This window comes from Thomasclavelia saccharogumia DSM 17460 (assembly GCF_000686665.1).
GTDB lineage: Bacteria > Bacillota_I > Bacilli_A > Erysipelotrichales > Coprobacillaceae > Thomasclavelia > Thomasclavelia saccharogumia.
Window position 1 is genome coordinate 80631 of the sequence record NZ_JMLH01000002.1, and the last position, 20259, is coordinate 100889.

Genomic DNA, 20259 nt, shown 5'->3' on the forward strand with positions numbered 1-20259 from the left:
TTTAGATCTTTTTTCTTTTTAAAATAACCTAGAATATAAGCGGTTATTGTGCTAGAATATGGTGCGAAGGGGTGAAAATATGTATCGAATTGGACAATCAATTGATATTCACCAGCTAGTATCTGGAAGAAAGCTTATTTTAGGTGGTGTGGAAATTGAACATGAGCTAGGGTTGCTAGGACATAGTGATGCTGATGTTTTATGTCATGCAGTTATTGAAAGCATTATTGGAGCTTTAGGCTTGGGAGATATTGGAAAGCATTTTAGTGATACTGATGATCAATATAAAGATATTAGTTCATTGGTTTTATTAGAAAAAACATATACAATGATGGATGAAAAAGGCTATGAGATTAGTAATATTGATGCAATTATTTTGATTGAAAGACCTAAGATGGCACCTTACATTCAGAAGATGAAAGAAAATATTAGTAGTATTTTAAAATGTGATTCTGCTAATGTTAATATTAAAGCAACACGTGGTGAGAAATTAGGTTTTGTTGGTCAAGAACAAGGAGTTGTTTCTCAGTGCGTCGTGATGTTAAAAAAGAAAGGAATTTAAGATGGAAAAAGTAAGAGTAAGATATGCACCTAGTCCTACTGGTCATTTACATATAGGTGGAGCCAGAACGGCATTGTTTAATTATTTATTTGCAAAACATTATGGTGGAGATTTTGTCTTTCGTTTAGAAGATACTGATATTGAAAGAAATATTGAAGGTGGGGAAGCAAGCCAGTTAGATAATTTAGCTTGGCTTGGGATAATTCCTGATGAATCACCATTAAATCCTAAAAAAGAATATGCACCATATCGCCAAATGGAGCGGTTAGATATTTACCGTAAATATACTCAAGAGTTATTAGATCGTGGTTTGGCCTATAAATGTTTTTGTACTCCAGAAGAATTAGATGAGGAGCATGAACGCCAGGTAGCAGCAGGAATTGCTCCAATGTATAATCGTAAATGTCGAGATTTAACAGCGGAGGAAGTAGCCAAAAAAGAAGCTGCAGGGATTCCTTATACAATTAGACTTAAAGTACCAGCTGGTAAAACCTATGAATTTGATGATATGATTCGTGGGCATGTTTCGTTTGAATCTGATGATATTGGAGACTGGGTGTTAGTAAAAGCTAACGGAATACCAACTTATAATTATGCTGTTGTTATTGATGATCATACAATGGATATTACCCATGTATTTAGAGGGGAAGAGCATTTAAGTAATACTCCTAAACAGATGATGATTTATGAAATGTTTGGCTGGACACCACCTACTTATGGTCATATGACATTAATTGTAAATGAACAAAGAAAGAAATTATCAAAACGTGATGAAAGTATTATGCAATTTGTTTCTCAGTATAAAGATGAAGGATATTTACCAGATGCAATGTTTAATTTTATGGCGTTATTAGGATGGTCTCCTGAAGGAGAACAGGAAATTTTTAGTCAAGAAGAATTGATCAAAGAATTTAGTGAAAAAAGATTATCTAAGTCACCTTCAATGTTTGATAAAGATAAGTTAACATGGGTAAATAATCGCTATATTAAAGAAAGATCGTTAGATGATGTTGTAGCTTTATGTAGACCATTTTTAGAAGAAGCTTATGATTTGTCTGATAAAAGTGATGAATGGATCAATATGTTAGTTGCTACATATCATGATCAATTATCTTATGGCAAAGAAATTGTTGCTTTAGTTGATTTATTTTTTAATGATGAATTGAATTTAGATGATGAAGCTAAAGAATTTATGAAAGATGATAGTATTCCTAACACATTAAGTGTTTTTAAAGCTAAATTAGAAACATTGGATGAATTTACTAAAGAAAATATTCAAGCATGTATTAAAGCAACACAAAAAGAAGCCAAGGTTCGTGGTAAAATGTTATATATGCCTTTAAGAATTGCAACAACGGGAATAATGCATGGTCCAGATTTAGCTAGTTCAATTTGCTTGTTAGGTAAAGAAAAAGTGTTGATGAGATTAGAACAGTTTTAACTGTTCTTTTTTTGTATTATTTTACTAGTGATTGCAAAAAATTACTATTTTTTTTAGGTTATAATATTGGTAGAGGATAACATAGGAAGGAGGTTAAAGATTAGATGTTTTATCCGTATTATTAAATTTTAAAGAAAAGGGGAAAGGAGTATGGATATAAAGAAATTTTTAAAATGTTTAATGTTGGCATCACTTGTTGTATCATTAGTGATTCCAACTACGGGAGTATTTGCAAATGAAACATACGGCAATTCTGCTTGGATAGATGTTTCAAGTAAAACATCAAAAGAAAATATTGCCTTGAAAAAACCTGTAACATCTTCGACAATAGAAAATAATCAATATGCATCGTATGCAGTTGATGGCAATGAAAATACATATTGGGCTTCAGTTAATCCTAGTGAGTTGGAAGTGGATTTACAGGGTTACTATAAGATTTCAGAAATAAATTTAATGGCTTATTTTGATGTGCCGGCAAATGCGAATCGTTATTATGATTATGAAATATATGCAAGTATTGATCATGAAAAGTATGATTTAGTTGCAGAAGAAACTGATACAGCGTGGAATACACCACAAGGAGATACATATGTTTTCGATGATACTTTTACAGCTCGTTATATTAAAGTAAAGATATTAAAGACCCATGCTGAGAATCAGCCAAATAATAATACGGGACATATCAAAGAATTACGGGTTTATGGAGAATTAGATCCAGCTTATGAAAAAATAAAAACAAATGTTGCTTTAAATAAGACTGTTGTAGCATCAGGACAAGAAGGCAGCAGTAATCCAGAAAAGGCAGTAGATAATAATACTAGTTCATTTTGGGCGGTAGCTGGAGAAGGCTGGTTAGAAGTAGATTTAGAAGGATATTTTGATGTTGATGAAATTAATGTGCTTCCATACTATTCAGATGGACGTTATTATAATTATGAAGTATATGTTAGTGTAAATGGTCTCGATTATATTAAAGTTGGAGAAAAGAAGGATAATATTTCACAAACAAGTGATGGAGATACATATACGTTTGAAACAAAAACAATTCGTTTTATTAAAGTAAAAATGTTATCAAATTCAGCTAATCCATCAATGCATATAAATGAATTAAGAGTATATGGGATAGAAAACGTAGATTTTACTCCTGATATAGAAGATGTCGATACTACTAGTATTGCATATCTAAAACCGGTTCGTTCTTATAGTAATAATGCTAGTTATCCGGTTTCAAATATAAATGATGGATTATTATCGACAACATGGCAGGCATTGTATTATCCAGCTTATATCGATATTGATTTAGAGAAAAACTATAATATTGATAGAATTCAAGTGATTCCAAATTTTAAAGATTTACAAGCGTATTATCAGTATTCTATTTTTACAAGTATGGATGGTGTGACTTTTGATAAAGTTGGTGAAAAAGTTGATGATGCTCTCGTAACAAAAGATGGAAATATGTTTGAAATCAATGGTAAAGAAGCTCGAATCGTACGTGTTTATCTTGAATATTGTTCAGCTGGAAATACCGGAAGTTTTGCTGAAGTTAGGGTATATGGTGATGAAAGTGAAACGCCAATAGTTGAACGTTCAGATATTAAGATAAGTGATTTTGAAGATACTGAGTATGCAAAACCAATTACTAAAAGTGAAACTCTTAAAGAAGTAGAAGGAGTGCTAAGCCGTACTATTGGTGAAAAGTATTTAGACTGGTTTGAGTTTGTATTAGAAGAAAATAGTGAAAGTGATAATGATTATTATGAGATTAGTAATCATAATGGTAAAATTCAAATCAAAGGAAATGAGGGTGTTTCTCTAACTACGGGATTGAATTATTACTTAAAATATTACTGTAATGTTTCCATTACACAACAAGCGAGGCAAGTTAAAATGCCAAATAAAGTAGTTCCGGTAACAGAAACGATCCGTAAGGAAACGCTATATGAAGTACGATACGCATATAATTATTGTACTCATTCTTATACAATGGCATTTTGGGGTGAAACAGAATGGCGAAATGAAATGGATTGGTTAGCCTTAAATGGTGTAAATGCTATCCTTGATATTACTGGACAAGAAGAAGTCTGGAGAAGATTTATGAGTAACTTAGGTTATTCAATTGATGAAATCAAAGACTGGTTAGTTGGACCAGGATATTATGGATGGCAGTACATGGCTAATATGGAAAATGTCAATGGACCAATTCCAGATAACTGGTTTGCACAACGTACTGAACTTGCAAGAATGAATCAAAGAAAAATGCGTGCATTAGGAATGACACCTATTTTACAAGGTTATAGTGGTATGGTTCCTAATAGTATTACTGAAAAAGATGCAAGTGTTGAAATAATACCTCAAGGTCTTTGGAATGGAATGCAGCGACCAGCAATGTTAAAAACGAATACAGAAACATACCAAGAATATGCAAAAATGTTTTATCAAGCACAAGAAGAAGTATATGGAAAGGTTACTAATTATTATGCAACTGATCCATTTCATGAAGGTGGACAAACTGGTGGAATAGGTCGGAATATTGTTGGAAGAAAAGTATTAGATGAAATGAAAGCATATGATAATGACGCAGTTTGGGTTATTCAATCATGGAGTTTTCAATCGGATTTATTAAGTGAAATTACAACGGAAGAAAAAGAAAATAACATTTTATTATTAGATTTAAATGCTAGTAAATCAGCAAGATATACATCTACAAATGAATTTTCAGGAAGTAGTTGGGTATATTGTATGCTTGAAAACTATGGTGGTCGCTCTGGTGTGCATGGAAATCTTGAAAAATTAACAACAATACCAAGTCAAGTAAAAGATAAAACAAGTCATATGGTTGGAATGGGAATTGCACCAGAAGGAACTAACAATAATCCAGTTAGATTTGATTTATTCTTCGAAATGATGTGGGAAGAAAATGATGTGGATTTAGATGAATGGATCAAGCATTATGTGGAACGTAGATATGGTAGTAGTAGTGAAAATGTTCAAAAGGCATGGGAAATATTATTAGAAACAGTTTATCGTCCTGCAACTCATGCTGATCCACCAGAATCAATAATTAATGTAAGACCACAATTTAATGCAAAACAGTCAGCGCCAAATGGTAGTATGAGCAAAAATTATGATTTGAAAAAATTTGAAAAAGCATTGAATTATTTAATGAAAGATTATGAACAATTAAAAGATAGTGAAGGATATTTATATGATGTAACTGACTTTTTAAGACAGGCAGTAGCTAATAGTGCAGAAAAGAAATATAGTGAATTTACGAAAGCATTTAATGATGGGAATATTGAATTATTTAAAGAAAAATCTCAAGAGTTCTTAGATATGGTAGAACTTCAAGATCAGGTTTTAAATAGTAATAAAAATTTTATGGTTGGAACATGGTTAAATGCAGCCCAAAATGCTTCAAAAGGACAAGATGATTTTACTAAAATGATTTTCCAATTAAACAGCAAAGCAATTATCTCAACTTGGGCACCATATTATTGTTGGGGAGTATATGACTATGCAAACCGCGAATATGGCGGTTTAACAAAAGATTATTATTTGCAGCGCTGGGAAGTTTGGATTCAACGTTTAACAGATAAAATTGAAGGTAAGGATATTAGTAATTATCAAGAGATTTCAGTAGAAGAATCTCATCAAATGGCTTGGCAGTGGGCTAGAAGTGATAAAGAATACAGTATTGAAGCAACAGGTGATACAAAAGCGCTATATGAAGAATTTATAAATAATTACTCTTTAAATGATAATTCTGTAGATGAACTGCAAGTAGATCAGATAAGTATTTCGATTTCATGCGATAAGCCTAATTATAACAATTATCCAATTAGTAATGCTATTGATGGAAATGAGAGTACTTTTTGGTCAACACAAACCAATATAAATGCTCCATATACCGTATTCTTTAAATTTGATCAAGCTGAAACTATTAATTCATTTATTATTTTACCACGAAATTATAATAGCAATGCAACGGGAAATGGAGATATTTTAGGAATTGAATTATGGGTAAGTGATGATGGTAATGAATATCGTATGATTGCCCAGGAAGAATATGAACAAAATGGCAATGAACGTATTTGCAATTTTGAAACAGTTACAACAAAATATGTAAAATTAGTGATTACTAAAACATTAATTTGGAATAATATTGCTACAAATGCTTCGGCAACAGCGGCAGAATTTAATTTCTATAAACCATATGCTCAACTAAGAAGTGGTATATATACAATTCAAAATAATATAATTGAAGATGTTTATGAAGATACAACGGTAAAACAATTTTTAGCAGGATTTGATATCTCTCAAAATGGAAAGATAATTGTAATTAGAGATGGAAATGAATTAACAGAAAGTGATGTAATTAGACAAGGTGATATCGTTGAATACTATTATAAAGATGAAAAAGTAGAAGAATATCAAATTGGAGAATTTGTCAAGTTGGCAGATTATACGCAATTAAATGAATTAATTGCAAAATGTGAAAAACTTAATCAAAGTGATTTCACTTTAGAAAGTTGGAATCAATTTAGTGAAATTCTTACACTTGCAATTGGAGTTCAAGTAAATCCAGAAGCTAGTCAGGAAGAAATAGATTTAGCAGTAGAAAACTTAAAAACTGCTTATGATAATTTAATCTTAATAGCAGTTGAAAGTGATAAAACAGCATTACAAATAGCTGTCGATACTGCAAATACTTTAAAAACTAAAGGTGCATTAGATAATGTCGTACCAGCAGTCGTTAATGAATTTGAAGCAGCATTAGCTGAAGCTGAAGGAATTTTAGCTGATTCTAGCGCTGATCAAACAACGATCGATGCATCATTCTATCGTCTAGCTAACGCAATTCAGATGTTAGACTTTGTAAAAGGTGATAAGAGTGCTTTAGAAGCCTTACTAGAAGAAGCAAATGGTCATGAAGAAGAAAACTATACAACTGATTCATGGACAGCATTGCAAGAAGCAATCGAAGCAGCAACTGAAGTCATGAATGATGAAAATGCATTAGAAAGTGATGTAACAGAAGCGTTAAATAACTTAACAAAAGCAATTGGAAACTTAGTCTTAAGAGCAGATAAAACAAAATTACAAGAAGCATATGACATGGTAAATGGCTTAGATAAGAGCCTATATACAGAAGCAAGTGTAGCTGGATTAGATGAACCAATGGCAAATGCAAAAGCAGTATTAGATGATCCAGATGCAACTCAAGAAGCAGTAGATAATGCATATGCAGAGTTAATAAGAGCATACTTAGATATGAGATTGATTCCAAATAAGGATCTATTACAAGGATTGATTGATCGTGCTCAATCATTAAATGCCACAAATTATAGTGCTAAGACATGGTCAGTAATGATGGAAGCGTTAAATGAAGCAAAAGCAACATTAGCTGATCAAGAAGCAACACAGGAAGAAGTAGATACTGCAAAAGAAGTATTAGTTAAAGCAATGGCTGGATTAGAAGCAAGTGATTCGGTAAAAGCCGGCGATACAATAGCAAGTGTAGCTACTGGAGATAATGGTTTAATTGAAATCTTTGCTAGTTTATCAATTTTAAGTTTTATGGGATTAAGTTTGTTGAGAAAAAAGAAGTCTAATATATGTTGATTTGTTTTACATATAGAAGATTAACAGCACAAGGAATTGTGCTGTTTTTTGTGAGGTATCTAACTTTAATCGTTGAGGTAAATATTTACCAATAAACAATTTGGATAATGATAGAGTAAAATAGAAGCATATATCAAAATTAATAAATAATAAGATTAATGGGCTGACTATAAAAAAGTTATAGTTATATATTTTTTGGAATATTATAATTGTTGATTTAGATAATTAATTATGAGATATAAGATAAGACATTATGTTATTTTTATAGATAAATGGAGATATTATTTAATAGGGAATATTTCTATAGTTAAGATATTAAAAAATATTAATTATTTTTAAATGTAATTGATTTTTATGATAAAAAGGCATAATATAGTTCGTGAATATATTCATTTGCATAATTAGAGCAATTTTCATATAAAGATGATATAATGATTCTTAGGGAGTAGGTGAGGGTATGAAAAATAAAATAATTATAATTATATTAGCGTTTTTTTCTTTAGTTAATATAATATTAGTTGTTTGTGCTTTTAATATCACCCCTTTGACAATTAGAAGAGATACGTTTATATATGAATATGGTAGTGAAATCCAAACCTCTCCACAATATTATATAAATGCAAATGAGGCTATTTTATCACAAGTTGTATTGAATTTTTCAGATTTAAAAAATGAAATAGGACTTTATAAAGTTTCGGCAACTTATTTAGGGGTAGAATATCCTTTTTATATAAAAATAGTAGATACTACAAAACCTGTAGTTACATTAAAAGCATCAACTTTTAATGTAGCTTTAAATACAAAAATTAATGCGATTGATTTAATTGAGGAAGTGGAAGATAATTCAACATACACTGCATATTTTAAAGGTGAAGGAGAAGAAAAAGAAACATATAAAATATTTACTGAAAAGGGATCATATGTTGAAAGGATCATTGTTGAAGATCAAGCAGGTAATCAATCAGCTTCGTTAAGGGTTAAAATTGTAGCTGGACAAAATGGAAATAATCCAACTTTAACGGGAATCGATAATATTGAAATTTTAAAAGGAAGTAGTTTTAATGCTTTAGAGGGAGTAGAAGCTACGGATGGCAGCGGGAATGATATTACTGAAAAAATAAAAATATTAAAAAATAATGTTAATGTTAATGAAGTGGGAGAATATGAGGTTATATATTCAGTGACTAATGATAAGGGGCATACACTTCAAAGAACTAGAAGAGTAACAGTTGTTCAATCGGAAAAGGCAGGGCGTTAAATGATAACTAATTTAATTATTTTAATTTGTATTATTATATTTATAATTATTAATTTTATTGATAAAAGTGATGATAAATCATCTTTAGCGATTAAATATGGAGCGTTTTACATGCCCAGAATTGATGTGAAAAAGGAGTATTGGCGCTTTATCACAGCTAATTTTGTTCATATTGATATCGTGCATATATTTATGAATGTATATAGTATATATTATTTAGGAGGAAGATTTTTTGAACCGCTTTTGGGGTCTGGTCAATATATTTATTTAGTATTGATCAGTTGTATTGCAACAAGTGGAGCTTGTTATTATCAAGGGAAAAAGTTTATTAGTTCATATAATACAATTACATTAGGAGCCAGTGGTATTTTTTATGGCTTTTTAGGTGCGATAATATCATTAGGAATATTTGCTGGTGGGAATTTTTATATGCTATTAAAATCATACTTGTATATTATTGTTATTAATATTGCTTTTACATTTTTAAATGGTCGTGTATCAAAAGCAGGGCATATCGGAGGTTTAATAGGCGGCTTTTTAGCGATGACAATTTTGATTGGTTGTAAAACATGGCTATTTTAGTTGATGGTGATGCTTGTCCCGATCTTTTAGAAATAAAAAAATTAGCTAAACGCTATTTGGTAGAAATGATTGTTTTTGTTGATTATGCTCATTGTCTTCAAGATGATTATTTTAAAGTTTGTTTTTGTGAAGTCGGTAAAGATAGTGTTGATCAAGCAATCATAAATACTTGTAAAAAAGGTGATTTAGTAATTAGTCAGGATTATGGATTGGCAAGTTATGCTTTGTTAAAAGGGACTCAAGTACTTCATCCTTCAAGAAAAGTTATTAATAATGAAAATATTGATCAATTATTGATGGGACGCTATGTTTCGGCTAAACAAAGACGGATGAACAAGCGGGTAAAAGGTCCTGCTAAAAGGACAGAAAAGATTCATGATATTTTTTTAAGACAGTTAGAAAATATATTGATCAATAATAAAAATGCTAGTTCAAAATAAACTAGCATTTTATTTACCACTATCGCCATAGTTTTTAAGAACTCGAGCACTAGGATCATCGACATCACAATTTTCCCATTCTTTATTTGGCATCCAAAAATCTTTTATCCATTTAGCTTGTCCGGGATAAAACGATTCAAAGATATCACGATACAATAATGATTCTTTAGTAAACGGAGTAGCAATAGGATATTTTTCTTTTGCGATAATAAGGGCATCATCGTTGTATAAGCCTTCAGCATATTCTTTTAAATAATCAACCATTGAATGTCCAACTGCGTCTGAAAAAGCAGCTTTTTCTCTAAATAAGATATCATTAGGTAAATAATTCATATCTTCAAATGCATGTCTTAGTAAATATTTTCCTTTATTATAAGTATTCATTTTTTTAACTGGATCAATGCTCATAGCATAATCAACAAAATCAATATCAGCAAAAGGAACTCGTCCTTCTAAGGCATGAGCAGAAATACAACGATCAGCTCTTAAAACATCATACATATATAATTCTTTAATTCTTTTTTTGGCTTCATCTTGAAAAGCTTGAGGACTTGGTGCAAAGTCGGTATATTTATAACCAAATAATTCATCACTTACTTCACCTGTCATAATTACTTTGATATCAGTATTTTCGTGAATATATTTGCATAGTAAATACATCGCCATACTAGCTCTAATAGTTGTAATATCATATGTTTCTAAATGGAAGATAACTTCTCTTAAATTATTTAGTAGATCTTGTTTGGTTATGATTATTTCAGTATGTTCAGTACCTAAATAATCAGCAACTTGTTTTGCGTATTTTAAATCGATAGGGTCACTTTCCATACCAATAGCAAAAGTTCTAATTGGTTTATCGTTTAATTTAGAGGCTATTGCACATACTAAAGACGAATCTAGGCCACCGCTCAATAAATAACCAATCGGTGCATCAGACATGAATCTTTTTTTAACTGCATTTTCCAATTTTGTTTTTAATTTTATAGCAATTGTAGCTAAATCATCATTATTGATGATTTTAGGATCACTTAAATCGTTATAACAGATAAATTTTCCATCTTTATAATAATGTCCTGGTGGAAAAGGCATAATATCTTTGCACAGTGAAAATAAACTTTTAGCTTCTGAAGCAAAACAAATTTTTCCATCAACTTTGCTGTAACCATAAAACATCGGTCTGATTCCCATTGGATCACGTGCTGCCATGATTTCTTTTTTCTCATTGTCATAGATTACTAGTGCAAACTCAGCATCCAAAAATTTACACATGATTTCTAAACCGTATTTTTTATATAAAGGAATTAAGATTTCACAATCACTACCAGATTTAAAAGTATATTCTTTTTCTAACATTATTTTTAAATCTGGATAATTATAAATTTCCCCATTACAAACAAGGATACAGTCTTTATAAGCAAAAGGCTGATTTCCCTTCGAAGATAAATCCATAATTGATAATCGATTAAATCCCCATGTTATTCCCTCTTTTATACTAACATGCTGATGATCGGGTCCGCGATAAGCCGCTTGATCTAAGGCGTCATTAAATACCTCCAATTTAAATTCTTCATTTCCGACTACTAAAAAACCACACATAATAAATTTCCCCCTTAAAATTATATAATTGCGAGAATAGAAAAACTCGCTTAATGTCGCGAGTACCCAGATAACTAAATAGTCTTAATAGTTACATGGTACGGAAAATACTTCATAGAGTACTCGATACCCGCCAATAGTAACGTTACTGGTAACGTTCTAGCCTACTTGCATATGCTTTCGGTAGACAGCTCATAGGTGTTCTTCATAATAAACTTCCCTGTTAGGCTTACACCATTTCCTAACTCGCTGTAGGTTCTGTGAATTACTACTCTCCTAATCAATGCTTTTATTTACTATTACTAATTGATGTTAGTATATAATATTTCTTAATCAAATGCAATAAAAAAAAATTAATATGATAATATTTTTTATGCAACGACGAAAAATATTAGAATATAATGCCAATAATTTAATAAAAAATATTTTTAACAAGAATTTGTTGAGAATTCAGGGCTTTAAATAGTAATAATTAGGTTATAATAATAGTATCAAATATATTATTAAATATATTTGACAAAATATCTATCTTTTAATAAACTTTGAGTATATTGAGAGGTAGAAAAAATGACATATAAATTAATTGCATTGGATTTGGATGGCACATTAAAAAGTAGTGATAAAAAGATTTTACCTAAAACAAAAGCTATATTACAAAAATTAGCGAAACAAGGTATAGTGATAGTTTTAGCTTCAGGACGTCCTACAGCAGGGTTATATGCTGAAGCAAAAGAATTGGATTTGGATAAAACAGGAGGTTATCTTTTATCATTTAATGGGGCTAAAGTAGTAGATTATCGTACTAAAGAAATTGTTTATCAAAAGGTATATGATGCCAAAACTGCTCATGCAGTATATGATCGTGCTAAGAAATATAATTTAGCAGTAATGACTTATACTGATGAATTGATCTTGACGGAAGATGATAATGATGAATATGTTATTATTGAAAGTGAAATTAATCATATGCCAATAAAACATATTGACAGTTTTAAAGAGACTGTAAATTTTTCAGTAAATAAAGTTTTATTGACAGGGGAGCCTGATTATGCAAAAAGAATTATTGATGAGTTTAAGGAACCATATGGCGAGTCTTTAAGCATTTATCGTTCAGCACCATTTTTTATTGAAGTAATGGCGCAGGGAATTGATAAAGCAGCTTCTTTACAATTGTTAATTGAACAGCTTGGTATTAAACAAGAAGAGGTAATTAGTTTTGGCGATGGATATAATGATTTGAGTTTGATTGAATTTGCGGGTATGGGCGTTGCTATGGCTAATGCAGTTGATGAAGTAAAACAACGAGCAAATTATATTACTTTATCTAATGATGAAGAGGGGATATATGAATGTTTAAAAATGTTAAGTGGAAAGGGTGAAATATAATGTTGCCAAATGATATTAATATGCTGGTAAGTTTTTTGAATACAAAATTAAGAGATGATGATATGTCTTTAGAACATTTATTAGAAGTTAATGATGCTAATCATGATGAAGTTATGGTGCGTTTAGAAGCAAATGGTTTTTATTTTGATGAAGAAAGTAATCAAATAAAAGCAAAGTAGAGCAAATCTTTAAGGTTTGCTTTTTTAGAGTTTGATTTAGTAATAGCTAAAAATATATTTTATATTAATTAGAAATGGAATCAAACATTATTTTATTTTTTGATAAGAAATGCTATAATGTAGTTTAATTAAGGGGGATATAAGAAATGTTAAAATTAGAAGATTTTAAAGCTGCCAAAAAAAGAGTAGATGAAGTAATCGAAGAAACCCATTTAATTCATAGTGAAGCTTTTTCAGCGGAATGTGGCAATGACGTATATATTAAACCAGAAAATCTCCAAAAAACTGGTGCATTCAAAATAAGAGGCGCTTATAATAAAATTGTTAAACTTGATGATGATGCTAAGAAAAAAGGATTGATTGCTTCTTCAGCTGGAAATCATGCACAAGGGGTAGCGTATGCTGCTAAGATGTTAGGTGTTAAAGCAACTATTTGTATGCCTGCTCATACGCCATTAATAAAAGTGGATGCGACAAAAGCCCATGGAGCGGAAGTTGTTTTACATGGAGAAGTTTATGATGAAGCATATGCAAAAGCAGTAGAATTACAAAAAAGTAAGGGATATACATTTGTACATCCTTTTGATGATGAAGATGTTATTGAGGGTCAAGGAACTATAGCATTAGAGATTTTAGAAGAGTTACCAAATACTGATGTAATTTTAGTACCAATTGGCGGTGGTGGATTAATTGCTGGAATTGCTTGTGCAGCTAAACAAATTAATCCTAATGTCAAGATTTATGGTGTAGAGCCTGAAGGTGCGGCTAGTGCTTTGGCTGCAATTCATGAAGATCAGGTTGTTACTTTAGCAGAGGCGAATACAATAGCTGATGGAACTGCGGTAAAAACAATTGGTAATAAAACTTTTGAATATATAAAAAAATATGTTGATGGAATAATTACGGTGAATGATTATGAGTTGATGGATAGTTTTCTTTTATTAGTTGAAAAACATAAACTGGTAGCAGAGGGTTCTGGTATTTTATCTTTAGCAGGATTGAAAAAATTATATGAAAAGAATAAAAAAGTTGTTTCATTGATTAGTGGTGGAAATATAGATGTAATGACAATTTCTTCAATGATCAATAAAGGATTAATATCTAGAGGTCGAATTTTTACTTTTTCTGTTCAACTCCAAGATAAACCGGGACAATTAGAATTAGTATCTAGAGTATTAAATCAATGTAATGCAAATGTAATTGCTGTTGATCATAATCAGTTTAAAAATTTTGCACGTTTTTCTGAAGTAGAATTAAGAGTCACTGTGGAAACTAATGGTAATGCACATATTGAAACGATTATTAATGAATTTGATAAATTAGGATATAAGATTATAAAGATTAATTAATCCAAAGAGTGAATGCTATGCATTTTACTCTTTTTATTATATTTATATAAGCAAAAACTCATCTAGGATATATATAGACGAGTTTTACTAATTATTATTTAAATATGATATTTTTGGGTAGTAGGGATTGCAGATGATAAGTTTTTACAAAGAAAGTCGAAAAGCAGCAAAATTAATTTTTATCTTAACTTTAAAGAAATGTTATTATTTTTTGTATAAATAGATTATTGCCAATATTTAGTAGTTGTAATGTTTAAATCTACATTACCAATTATACCTTTGATAGAACCTGTTTCACTATATTGGAGGATTTGATATTCATCTTCGATAATAGGGTCGTTATTGTAACGGGCTTTCCATTTTATATAGCTATTTAATTTTTTATCGGTAAGTTTTGTTGTCCACCAGTTATGGTTTGCATAGATTCCTTTTTTATTTTGATTAGGGATATTTTCTAAAAATGTAGTTGCAACAGTAGTTAAAGTGTCGCTAGATAGATCTCCTTGAAATTCTTCATCTTCCAGATCTATGAAAACACCTAAAGCAGGTGTTTTATTATTTAATAATGAAGTTACAAAGTCAGCTTCTTTTTTTGCCTGAATAGTATCACGAGCAAGCGAATAATAATAGACACCATAAGGAATAGATAATTCTTCACATTGTTTAACATTTTGCTTAAAATAAGGATCTTCTTTGGTTTTTGTGCCATCAGTTAAAGAAGTATAACCACAGCGAATGATTACATAATCAATTTCTTGACTAGCTAGCTGAAGATCAACTTCTTCGTTCCATTTTGAAATATCGATGCCAATATATTTGCCTTCTGTGGATAATTTATCATTATGATTAAATATTGCTATTCCAGAAATTAATAAACAACAAGATAATAATACAAAAACAGTTTTAATTAGAGACCGCTTTTTTTTATATTTGTTAAATAAAATCGGAAAACAAAAGAACATAATGATTAAAAGTATTATAATACTGTGCATCAAATAATCAGGTAAATAACGTTTATAATAAAGTGAACATGAAAAAACGATAATACTTATTAATATAAAGAAAAGAATATTTTTTTTATTAAAAATCTTTTTTGACTTCTTTTTTTTCATTATATCACCTCAGCAATTTGATTTTATCATAATTGCTAATATATAGCGATAACTTATTTTTGATTTATTTTTTCTAATTCTTCGATAATTAAATCTAATTTATTGTGAAGGTCTTGGATAATGATTTCGGTTTTTAAATTAACTTTGTAATCATTTTCATTTCTTTGACGATCTTTTTGTTCCTGACGATTTTGTGCCATCATGATAATTGGTGCTTGAATAGCTGCTACACAAGAAAGAATCAGGTTTAAAAGGATGAAAGGATAGGGATCGATATTGTTAGGTGTAAATAAATTAAACAACATCCATGTTATTAAAAGAATTATAAAAATAATAATAAAACTCCAGCTGCCACCTAGATGAGCGATTTTATCTGCAAGTTTTTGGCCGAAAGTTTCCTTTTCTTGTTTATTGTTTGCAATTGGCTTTTCGAGAACTAGATGAATTATCTCTTCATCTTGCATATCATCTTGGACATTTTCGAGAATTTCTTTGATTATTTTATTATGAGTTAAGTTTTTCATTGAATCACCTATAATTAGTATTTACCATAAGTTTTATTTTAGACATATTTAAAGTATAAATGAATTTTTTTGTAGCAATAAATATTTATTAATTTGTTGAATTTAACAATGTTGTTTTGTACAATAATATAGATAAAAGAACGAAGGGAAGATAATGATGTTAAAAGAGTATTTTGGTAAGTTAAATTTTAATCATTTTCAATTCTTTTGTAGTTCTATTTTTTGTGATTAACATATCAATATTGATATGTTTTTTTTAAGAAATTTAAAAGGAGGACAATTATGCCAAAGAGAGAAGATATTAATAAAGTATTAGTAATTGGTTCAGGACCAATTATTATTGGTCAAGCTTGTGAATTTGATTATTCTGGAACTCAAGCCTGTAAAGCATTGAAAAATTTAGGATATGAAATTGTTTTGGTGAATTCTAACCCTGCAACAATTATGACGGATCCAGAAACTGCTGATGTTACTTATATTGAACCATTAAATTTAGCGAGATTGACACAAATTATTGAAAAAGAAAGACCTGATGCTCTTTTACCTAATTTAGGCGGACAATCGGCATTAAATTTATGTTCAGAATTAAATCAAGCAGGAATTTTAGAAAAGTATAATGTTCAGGTTTTAGGGGTTCAAGTTGATGCAATTGAACGCGGTGAAGATCGACTTGAATTTAAAAAAGCAATGAATGCTTTAAATATTGAAATGGCTCGAAGCGAAATCGCTAATACGGTTGAAGAAGCTTTAGATATTGCTGATAAATTAGGATATCCAGTAGTTGTACGTCCAGCTTATACGATGGGAGGAGCCGGAGGTGGACTTGTTTATAATGTTGAAGAATTAAAGACAGTCGTATCTCGTGGATTACAAGCAAGTTTAGTTAACCAATGTTTGATTGAAGAATCAATTTTAGGTTGGGAAGAATTAGAAGTTGAGGTTGTTCGCGATGCCAACAACAATATGATCACAGTTTGTTTTATTGAAAATATTGATCCATTAGGAGTGCATACTGGTGATTCCTTCTGTAGTGCACCGATGTTGACAATAAGTCAGGAAGTACAAGATCGTTTAAAAGATCAGGCTTTTAGAATTGTTGAATCAATTGGCGTTATTGGTGGAACAAATGTACAGTTTGCTCATGATCCAGAAACTGATCGCATTGTTGTAATTGAAATAAATCCAAGAACTTCACGTTCATCTGCTTTGGCGTCAAAGGCTACAGGATTTCCAATTGCTTTAGTCTCAGCGATGTTAGCGGCTGGATTGACTTTGGAAGATATTCCATGTGGTAAGTATGGAACTTTGGATAAGTATGTACCAGATGGTGAATATGTAGTTATTAAGTTTGCTCGCTGGGCATTTGAAAAATTCAAAGGTGCTGAAGATAAACTTGGCACACAAATGAAAGCTGTTGGCGAGGTTATGAGCATTGGAAAAACTTATAAAGAAGCATTCCAAAAAGCAATTCGTTCCCTTGAAATAGGTCGCTATGGTTTAGGGTATGCAAAGAATTTTAACGAATTATCAAAAGAGGAATTATTAAAGAAATTAACAATTCCTACAAGCGAAAGACAATTTATTATGTATGAAGCGTTAAGAAAAGGAGCAACAGTTGAAGAGCTGTTTGAATTGACGCAAATAAAACATTATTTCATTGAACAAATGAAAGAGCTAGTCGAAGAAGAAGAAAATATTATGACTTATCGAGGTAAAGAATTACCAGTCGATGTTTTGAAACGAGCAAAACAAAATGGCTTTTCTGATAAATATTTAAGTCAGATATTAGATGTTGAAGAAGATGTGATTAGAAAACAAAGATTAGCTAATGGTATTGATCAAGCGTGGGAACCAGTTCATGTAAGTGGAACACCTGATAGTGCATACTATTATTCTACATATAATGCTCCAGATAAAAGTAATATCCATACTGATAAGAAAAAAATCATGATCTTAGGTGGTGGACCAAACAGAATTGGACAAGGAATTGAATTTGATTACTGTTGTGTTCATGCTGCTTTGGCATTAAAGAAGTTAGGTTTTGAAACAATTATTGTAAATTGTAATCCAGAAACTGTTTCAACTGATTACGATACATCAGATAAATTATATTTTGAACCGTTGACATTAGAAGATGTATTAAGTATTTATGAAAAAGAAAAACCTGTTGGTGTAATTGCGCAGTTTGGTGGTCAAACACCATTAAACCTAGCTGCACAGTTAAAGAAAAATGGTGTTAATATTTTAGGTACGACACCTGAAACGATCGATATGGCTGAAGATCGTGACTTATTTAATGAAATGATGGAAAAATTAGAAATACCAATGCCTGAATCAGGAATGGCGGTAAATGTTGATGAAGCATTAGAAATAGCTCAAAGAATAGGCTATCCATTAATGGTAAGACCTTCTTATGTATTGGGTGGTCGTGGAATGGAAGTTGTTTATGATGATGAATCATTAAAACAATATATGGCAGCAGCTGTTGGGGTAACGCCAGATCGTCCAATTTTGATTGATCGGTTCTTAAATAATGCAATGGAATGTGAAGCAGATGCAATTAGTGATGGTGAGAATGTTTTTGTTCCAGCGGTTATGGAACATATTGAATTGGCTGGAATTCATTCAGGCGATTCAGCATGTATTTTACCATCAAAACATATTCCGATCCGTCATCTAGAGACAATTAAAGAGTATACTAAGAAGATTGCTAGAGAAATGAATGTGCGTGGTTTAATGAATATGCAATATGCAATCGCTGATAATAAAGTTTATGTATTAGAGGCCAATCCTCGTGCTTCTCGAACAGTACCTTTAGTATCAAAAGTATGTAATATTAATATGGTTAAACTAGCTACTGATATCATTACTAGCGATTTAACGGGACGTCCTTCACCAGTAGTATCATTGACAGAAAAGAAAATTCCACATATTGGTGTAAAACAAGCTGTTTTCCCATTTAATATGTTCCCAGAAGTTGATCCGATTTTAGGACCAGAAATGCGTTCAACTGGTGAGGTCTTAGGGCTTGCTAGTTCGTATGGAGCAGCTTTATATAAGGCTGAAGAAGCAACAAAATCTATTTTACCAACAGAAGGAAAAGTTTTGATCAGTGTTAGTGATTTAGATAAACCTGAAGTTGTTGAATTAGCACAGGGATATTATGATGCTGGTTTTACAATTGTTGCAACAGGTAAGACGTATGAATTGATTACAGAAAATGGGATTCCGGCGGAAAAAATCAAAAAAATTTATGAAGGACGACCAAATATTGCAGATGCTTTAACAAATGGTGAATTGGCAATGGTTATCAATACTCCTGATGGAAAACAAAGTGTTCATGATGATAGTTATATCAGAAAGTCAGCAATTAAGATGAAGATTCCATATATGACTAATATGGCAGCTGCCAAAGCTTCATTGGAAGGAATTATGGAAATGAAGATTCATGGTAGCCATGAGGTAAAATCATTGCAAGAATATCATGCGGCAATTAAATAATATTTTATAAAATGTAGTCATTAATTTGACTGCATTTTTATTATTTTGATAATCTGGATAAATTTATTATTAAAAACTGTATTTATCAAATGGTATAATTTTGTGTATAATATTATTGTTGATTAAGCTAATAGAAGCTGATGATGTTATATGGGGGTAAATATGAAAATTATAAAAATTGTAATCATTTGTTCAATGCTATTAGGTCTAACTGCATGTAATAAAAGTGATGATTCAAATATAACATCTTCAAAAGAAGATGTTACTGAAAATGAAGAAGAAATTATAGAATATGAAAGAGATACAACAGCTGGAGAGATTAAATACATAACACTAGAAGAGATGGAAGCGATGATTGAGAAAAAAGAATCTTTTCCGGTTATTCTTTCAACTACTTATTGTTTGTATTGTCGAGATTTTCATTCAGTATTTGATGAATATATAAAAACACATCATGTTGTTATGTATGAAGTTATTCTTGATAATGAAAATCGTAGTGAACAAGAAAATTTAACAATTATAAAAAAATATTTTCCTGAATTTTCAACTACACCAGGTGTATTTTATGTTGAAAATGGAAAAGAAAAAAATTATCTTAATTTATCGTCAACGGGTATGGATGAAGAGGTAATTGATAATTGGGTTCAAACATATAAATTAGATAAGAAAAATTAAACGGTTAAGAGCCGTTTTTTATAATTATT

General features: G+C 30.6%; 14 protein-coding genes. 11 read left to right on the forward strand and 3 right to left on the reverse strand.

What is annotated here, in order from left to right; all coding sequences use genetic code 11:
* Positions 1-79 precede the first annotated feature (79 nt).
* From ispF to BR82_RS0101150, 6 genes are all read left to right on the forward strand, one after another.
* Positions 80-562 carry a 2-C-methyl-D-erythritol 2,4-cyclodiphosphate synthase gene (gene ispF, locus BR82_RS0101125; RefSeq protein WP_027088648.1) on the forward strand — a complete coding sequence of 161 codons (483 nt, stop codon included), beginning with the start codon at positions 80-82 and terminating at the stop codon, positions 560-562.
* Position 563: 1 nt separating this feature from the next.
* Complete coding sequence (gene gltX, locus BR82_RS0101130) at positions 564-2003, forward strand: glutamate--tRNA ligase (RefSeq protein WP_027088649.1); 1440 nt, start codon at positions 564-566, stop codon at positions 2001-2003.
* A gap of 150 nt (positions 2004-2153) precedes the next feature.
* Positions 2154-7628, forward strand: a complete 5475-nt coding sequence (locus BR82_RS16240; protein ID WP_051592709.1) for an alpha-N-acetylglucosaminidase TIM-barrel domain-containing protein — start codon at positions 2154-2156, stop codon at positions 7626-7628.
* A 457-nt stretch (positions 7629-8085) separates the two neighbouring features.
* The gene (locus tag BR82_RS0101140) at positions 8086-8886 is read left to right on the forward strand and encodes an immunoglobulin-like domain-containing protein (protein WP_027088650.1); all 801 of its coding nucleotides are present in this window, start codon (positions 8086-8088) and stop codon (positions 8884-8886) included.
* Positions 8887-9468 carry a rhomboid family intramembrane serine protease gene (locus tag BR82_RS0101145; RefSeq protein ID WP_027088651.1) on the forward strand — a complete coding sequence of 194 codons (582 nt, stop codon included), beginning with the start codon at positions 8887-8889 and terminating at the stop codon, positions 9466-9468.
* The gene (locus BR82_RS0101150) at positions 9456-9908 is read left to right on the forward strand and encodes a YaiI/YqxD family protein (RefSeq protein ID WP_027088652.1); all 453 of its coding nucleotides are present in this window, start codon (positions 9456-9458) and stop codon (positions 9906-9908) included. The genes BR82_RS0101145 and BR82_RS0101150 overlap by 13 nt, the downstream gene beginning before the upstream one ends.
* Positions 9909-9917: 9 nt before the next feature.
* On the opposite strand, the gene asnB is transcribed toward BR82_RS0101150, so the two are convergent.
* Entirely contained in the window at positions 9918-11504 is a 1587-nt protein-coding gene (asnB, locus tag BR82_RS0101155) for an asparagine synthase B (protein WP_027088653.1), read from the reverse strand.
* Between the two features lie 567 nt (positions 11505-12071).
* On the opposite strand from asnB, the gene BR82_RS0101160 reads away from it, so the two are divergent.
* From BR82_RS0101160 to ilvA, 3 genes are all read left to right on the forward strand, one after another.
* A complete protein-coding gene (locus tag BR82_RS0101160; protein WP_027088654.1) occupies positions 12072-12890 on the forward strand; it encodes a Cof-type HAD-IIB family hydrolase in 819 nt (272 codons plus the stop codon).
* Entirely contained in the window at positions 12890-13069 is a 180-nt protein-coding gene (locus BR82_RS0101165; protein ID WP_034863834.1) for a DUF4250 domain-containing protein, read from the forward strand. Before BR82_RS0101160 ends, BR82_RS0101165 begins: the two co-directional genes overlap by 1 nt.
* Before the next feature lie 146 nt (positions 13070-13215).
* On the forward strand, positions 13216-14418 hold the full coding sequence (gene ilvA / locus BR82_RS0101170; protein WP_027088656.1) for a threonine ammonia-lyase: 1203 nt from the start codon (positions 13216-13218) through the stop codon (positions 14416-14418).
* A gap of 224 nt (positions 14419-14642) precedes the next feature.
* Here the strand turns inward: ilvA and BR82_RS0101175 are convergent, their stop codons facing one another.
* Positions 14643-15530 carry a glycoside hydrolase family 25 protein gene (locus tag BR82_RS0101175; protein WP_027088657.1) on the reverse strand — a complete coding sequence of 296 codons (888 nt, stop codon included), beginning with the start codon at positions 15528-15530 and terminating at the stop codon, positions 14643-14645.
* A 53-nt stretch (positions 15531-15583) separates the two neighbouring features.
* Positions 15584-16054, reverse strand: coding sequence for a DUF1003 domain-containing protein (locus BR82_RS0101180; RefSeq protein WP_027088658.1), 471 nt, complete (start codon positions 16052-16054; stop codon positions 15584-15586).
* A 282-nt stretch (positions 16055-16336) separates the two neighbouring features.
* On the opposite strand from BR82_RS0101180, the gene carB reads away from it, so the two are divergent.
* Both carB and BR82_RS14965 read left to right on the forward strand, forming a co-directional pair.
* The gene (gene carB, locus BR82_RS0101185) at positions 16337-19555 is read left to right on the forward strand and encodes a carbamoyl-phosphate synthase large subunit (protein WP_027088659.1); all 3219 of its coding nucleotides are present in this window, start codon (positions 16337-16339) and stop codon (positions 19553-19555) included.
* Between the two features lie 162 nt (positions 19556-19717).
* Entirely contained in the window at positions 19718-20230 is a 513-nt protein-coding gene (locus tag BR82_RS14965; RefSeq protein WP_051592710.1) for a DUF6568 family protein, read from the forward strand.
* Positions 20231-20259 lie beyond the last annotated feature (29 nt).

Bases quoted from the DNA above. Each gene is read 5' to 3' on its own strand.
- ispF (WP_027088648.1), top strand. From the start codon at position 80: ATGTATCGAATTGGACAATCAATTGATATTCACCAGCTAGTATCTGGA.
- gltX (WP_027088649.1), top strand. From the start codon at position 564: ATGGAAAAAGTAAGAGTAAGATATGCACCTAGTCCTACTGGTCATTTA.
- BR82_RS16240 (WP_051592709.1), top strand. From the start codon at position 2,154: ATGGATATAAAGAAATTTTTAAAATGTTTAATGTTGGCATCACTTGTT.
- BR82_RS0101140 (WP_027088650.1), top strand. From the start codon at position 8,086: ATGAAAAATAAAATAATTATAATTATATTAGCGTTTTTTTCTTTAGTT.
- BR82_RS0101145 (WP_027088651.1), top strand. From the start codon at position 8,887: ATGATAACTAATTTAATTATTTTAATTTGTATTATTATATTTATAATT.
- BR82_RS0101150 (WP_027088652.1), top strand. From the start codon at position 9,456: ATGGCTATTTTAGTTGATGGTGATGCTTGTCCCGATCTTTTAGAAATA.
- asnB (WP_027088653.1), bottom strand. From the start codon at position 11,504: ATGTGTGGTTTTTTAGTAGTCGGAAATGAAGAATTTAAATTGGAGGTA.
- BR82_RS0101160 (WP_027088654.1), top strand. From the start codon at position 12,072: ATGACATATAAATTAATTGCATTGGATTTGGATGGCACATTAAAAAGT.
- BR82_RS0101165 (WP_034863834.1), top strand. From the start codon at position 12,890: ATGTTGCCAAATGATATTAATATGCTGGTAAGTTTTTTGAATACAAAA.
- ilvA (WP_027088656.1), top strand. From the start codon at position 13,216: ATGTTAAAATTAGAAGATTTTAAAGCTGCCAAAAAAAGAGTAGATGAA.
- BR82_RS0101175 (WP_027088657.1), bottom strand. From the start codon at position 15,530: ATGAAAAAAAAGAAGTCAAAAAAGATTTTTAATAAAAAAAATATTCTT.
- BR82_RS0101180 (WP_027088658.1), bottom strand. From the start codon at position 16,054: ATGAAAAACTTAACTCATAATAAAATAATCAAAGAAATTCTCGAAAAT.
- carB (WP_027088659.1), top strand. From the start codon at position 16,337: ATGCCAAAGAGAGAAGATATTAATAAAGTATTAGTAATTGGTTCAGGA.
- BR82_RS14965 (WP_051592710.1), top strand. From the start codon at position 19,718: ATGAAAATTATAAAAATTGTAATCATTTGTTCAATGCTATTAGGTCTA.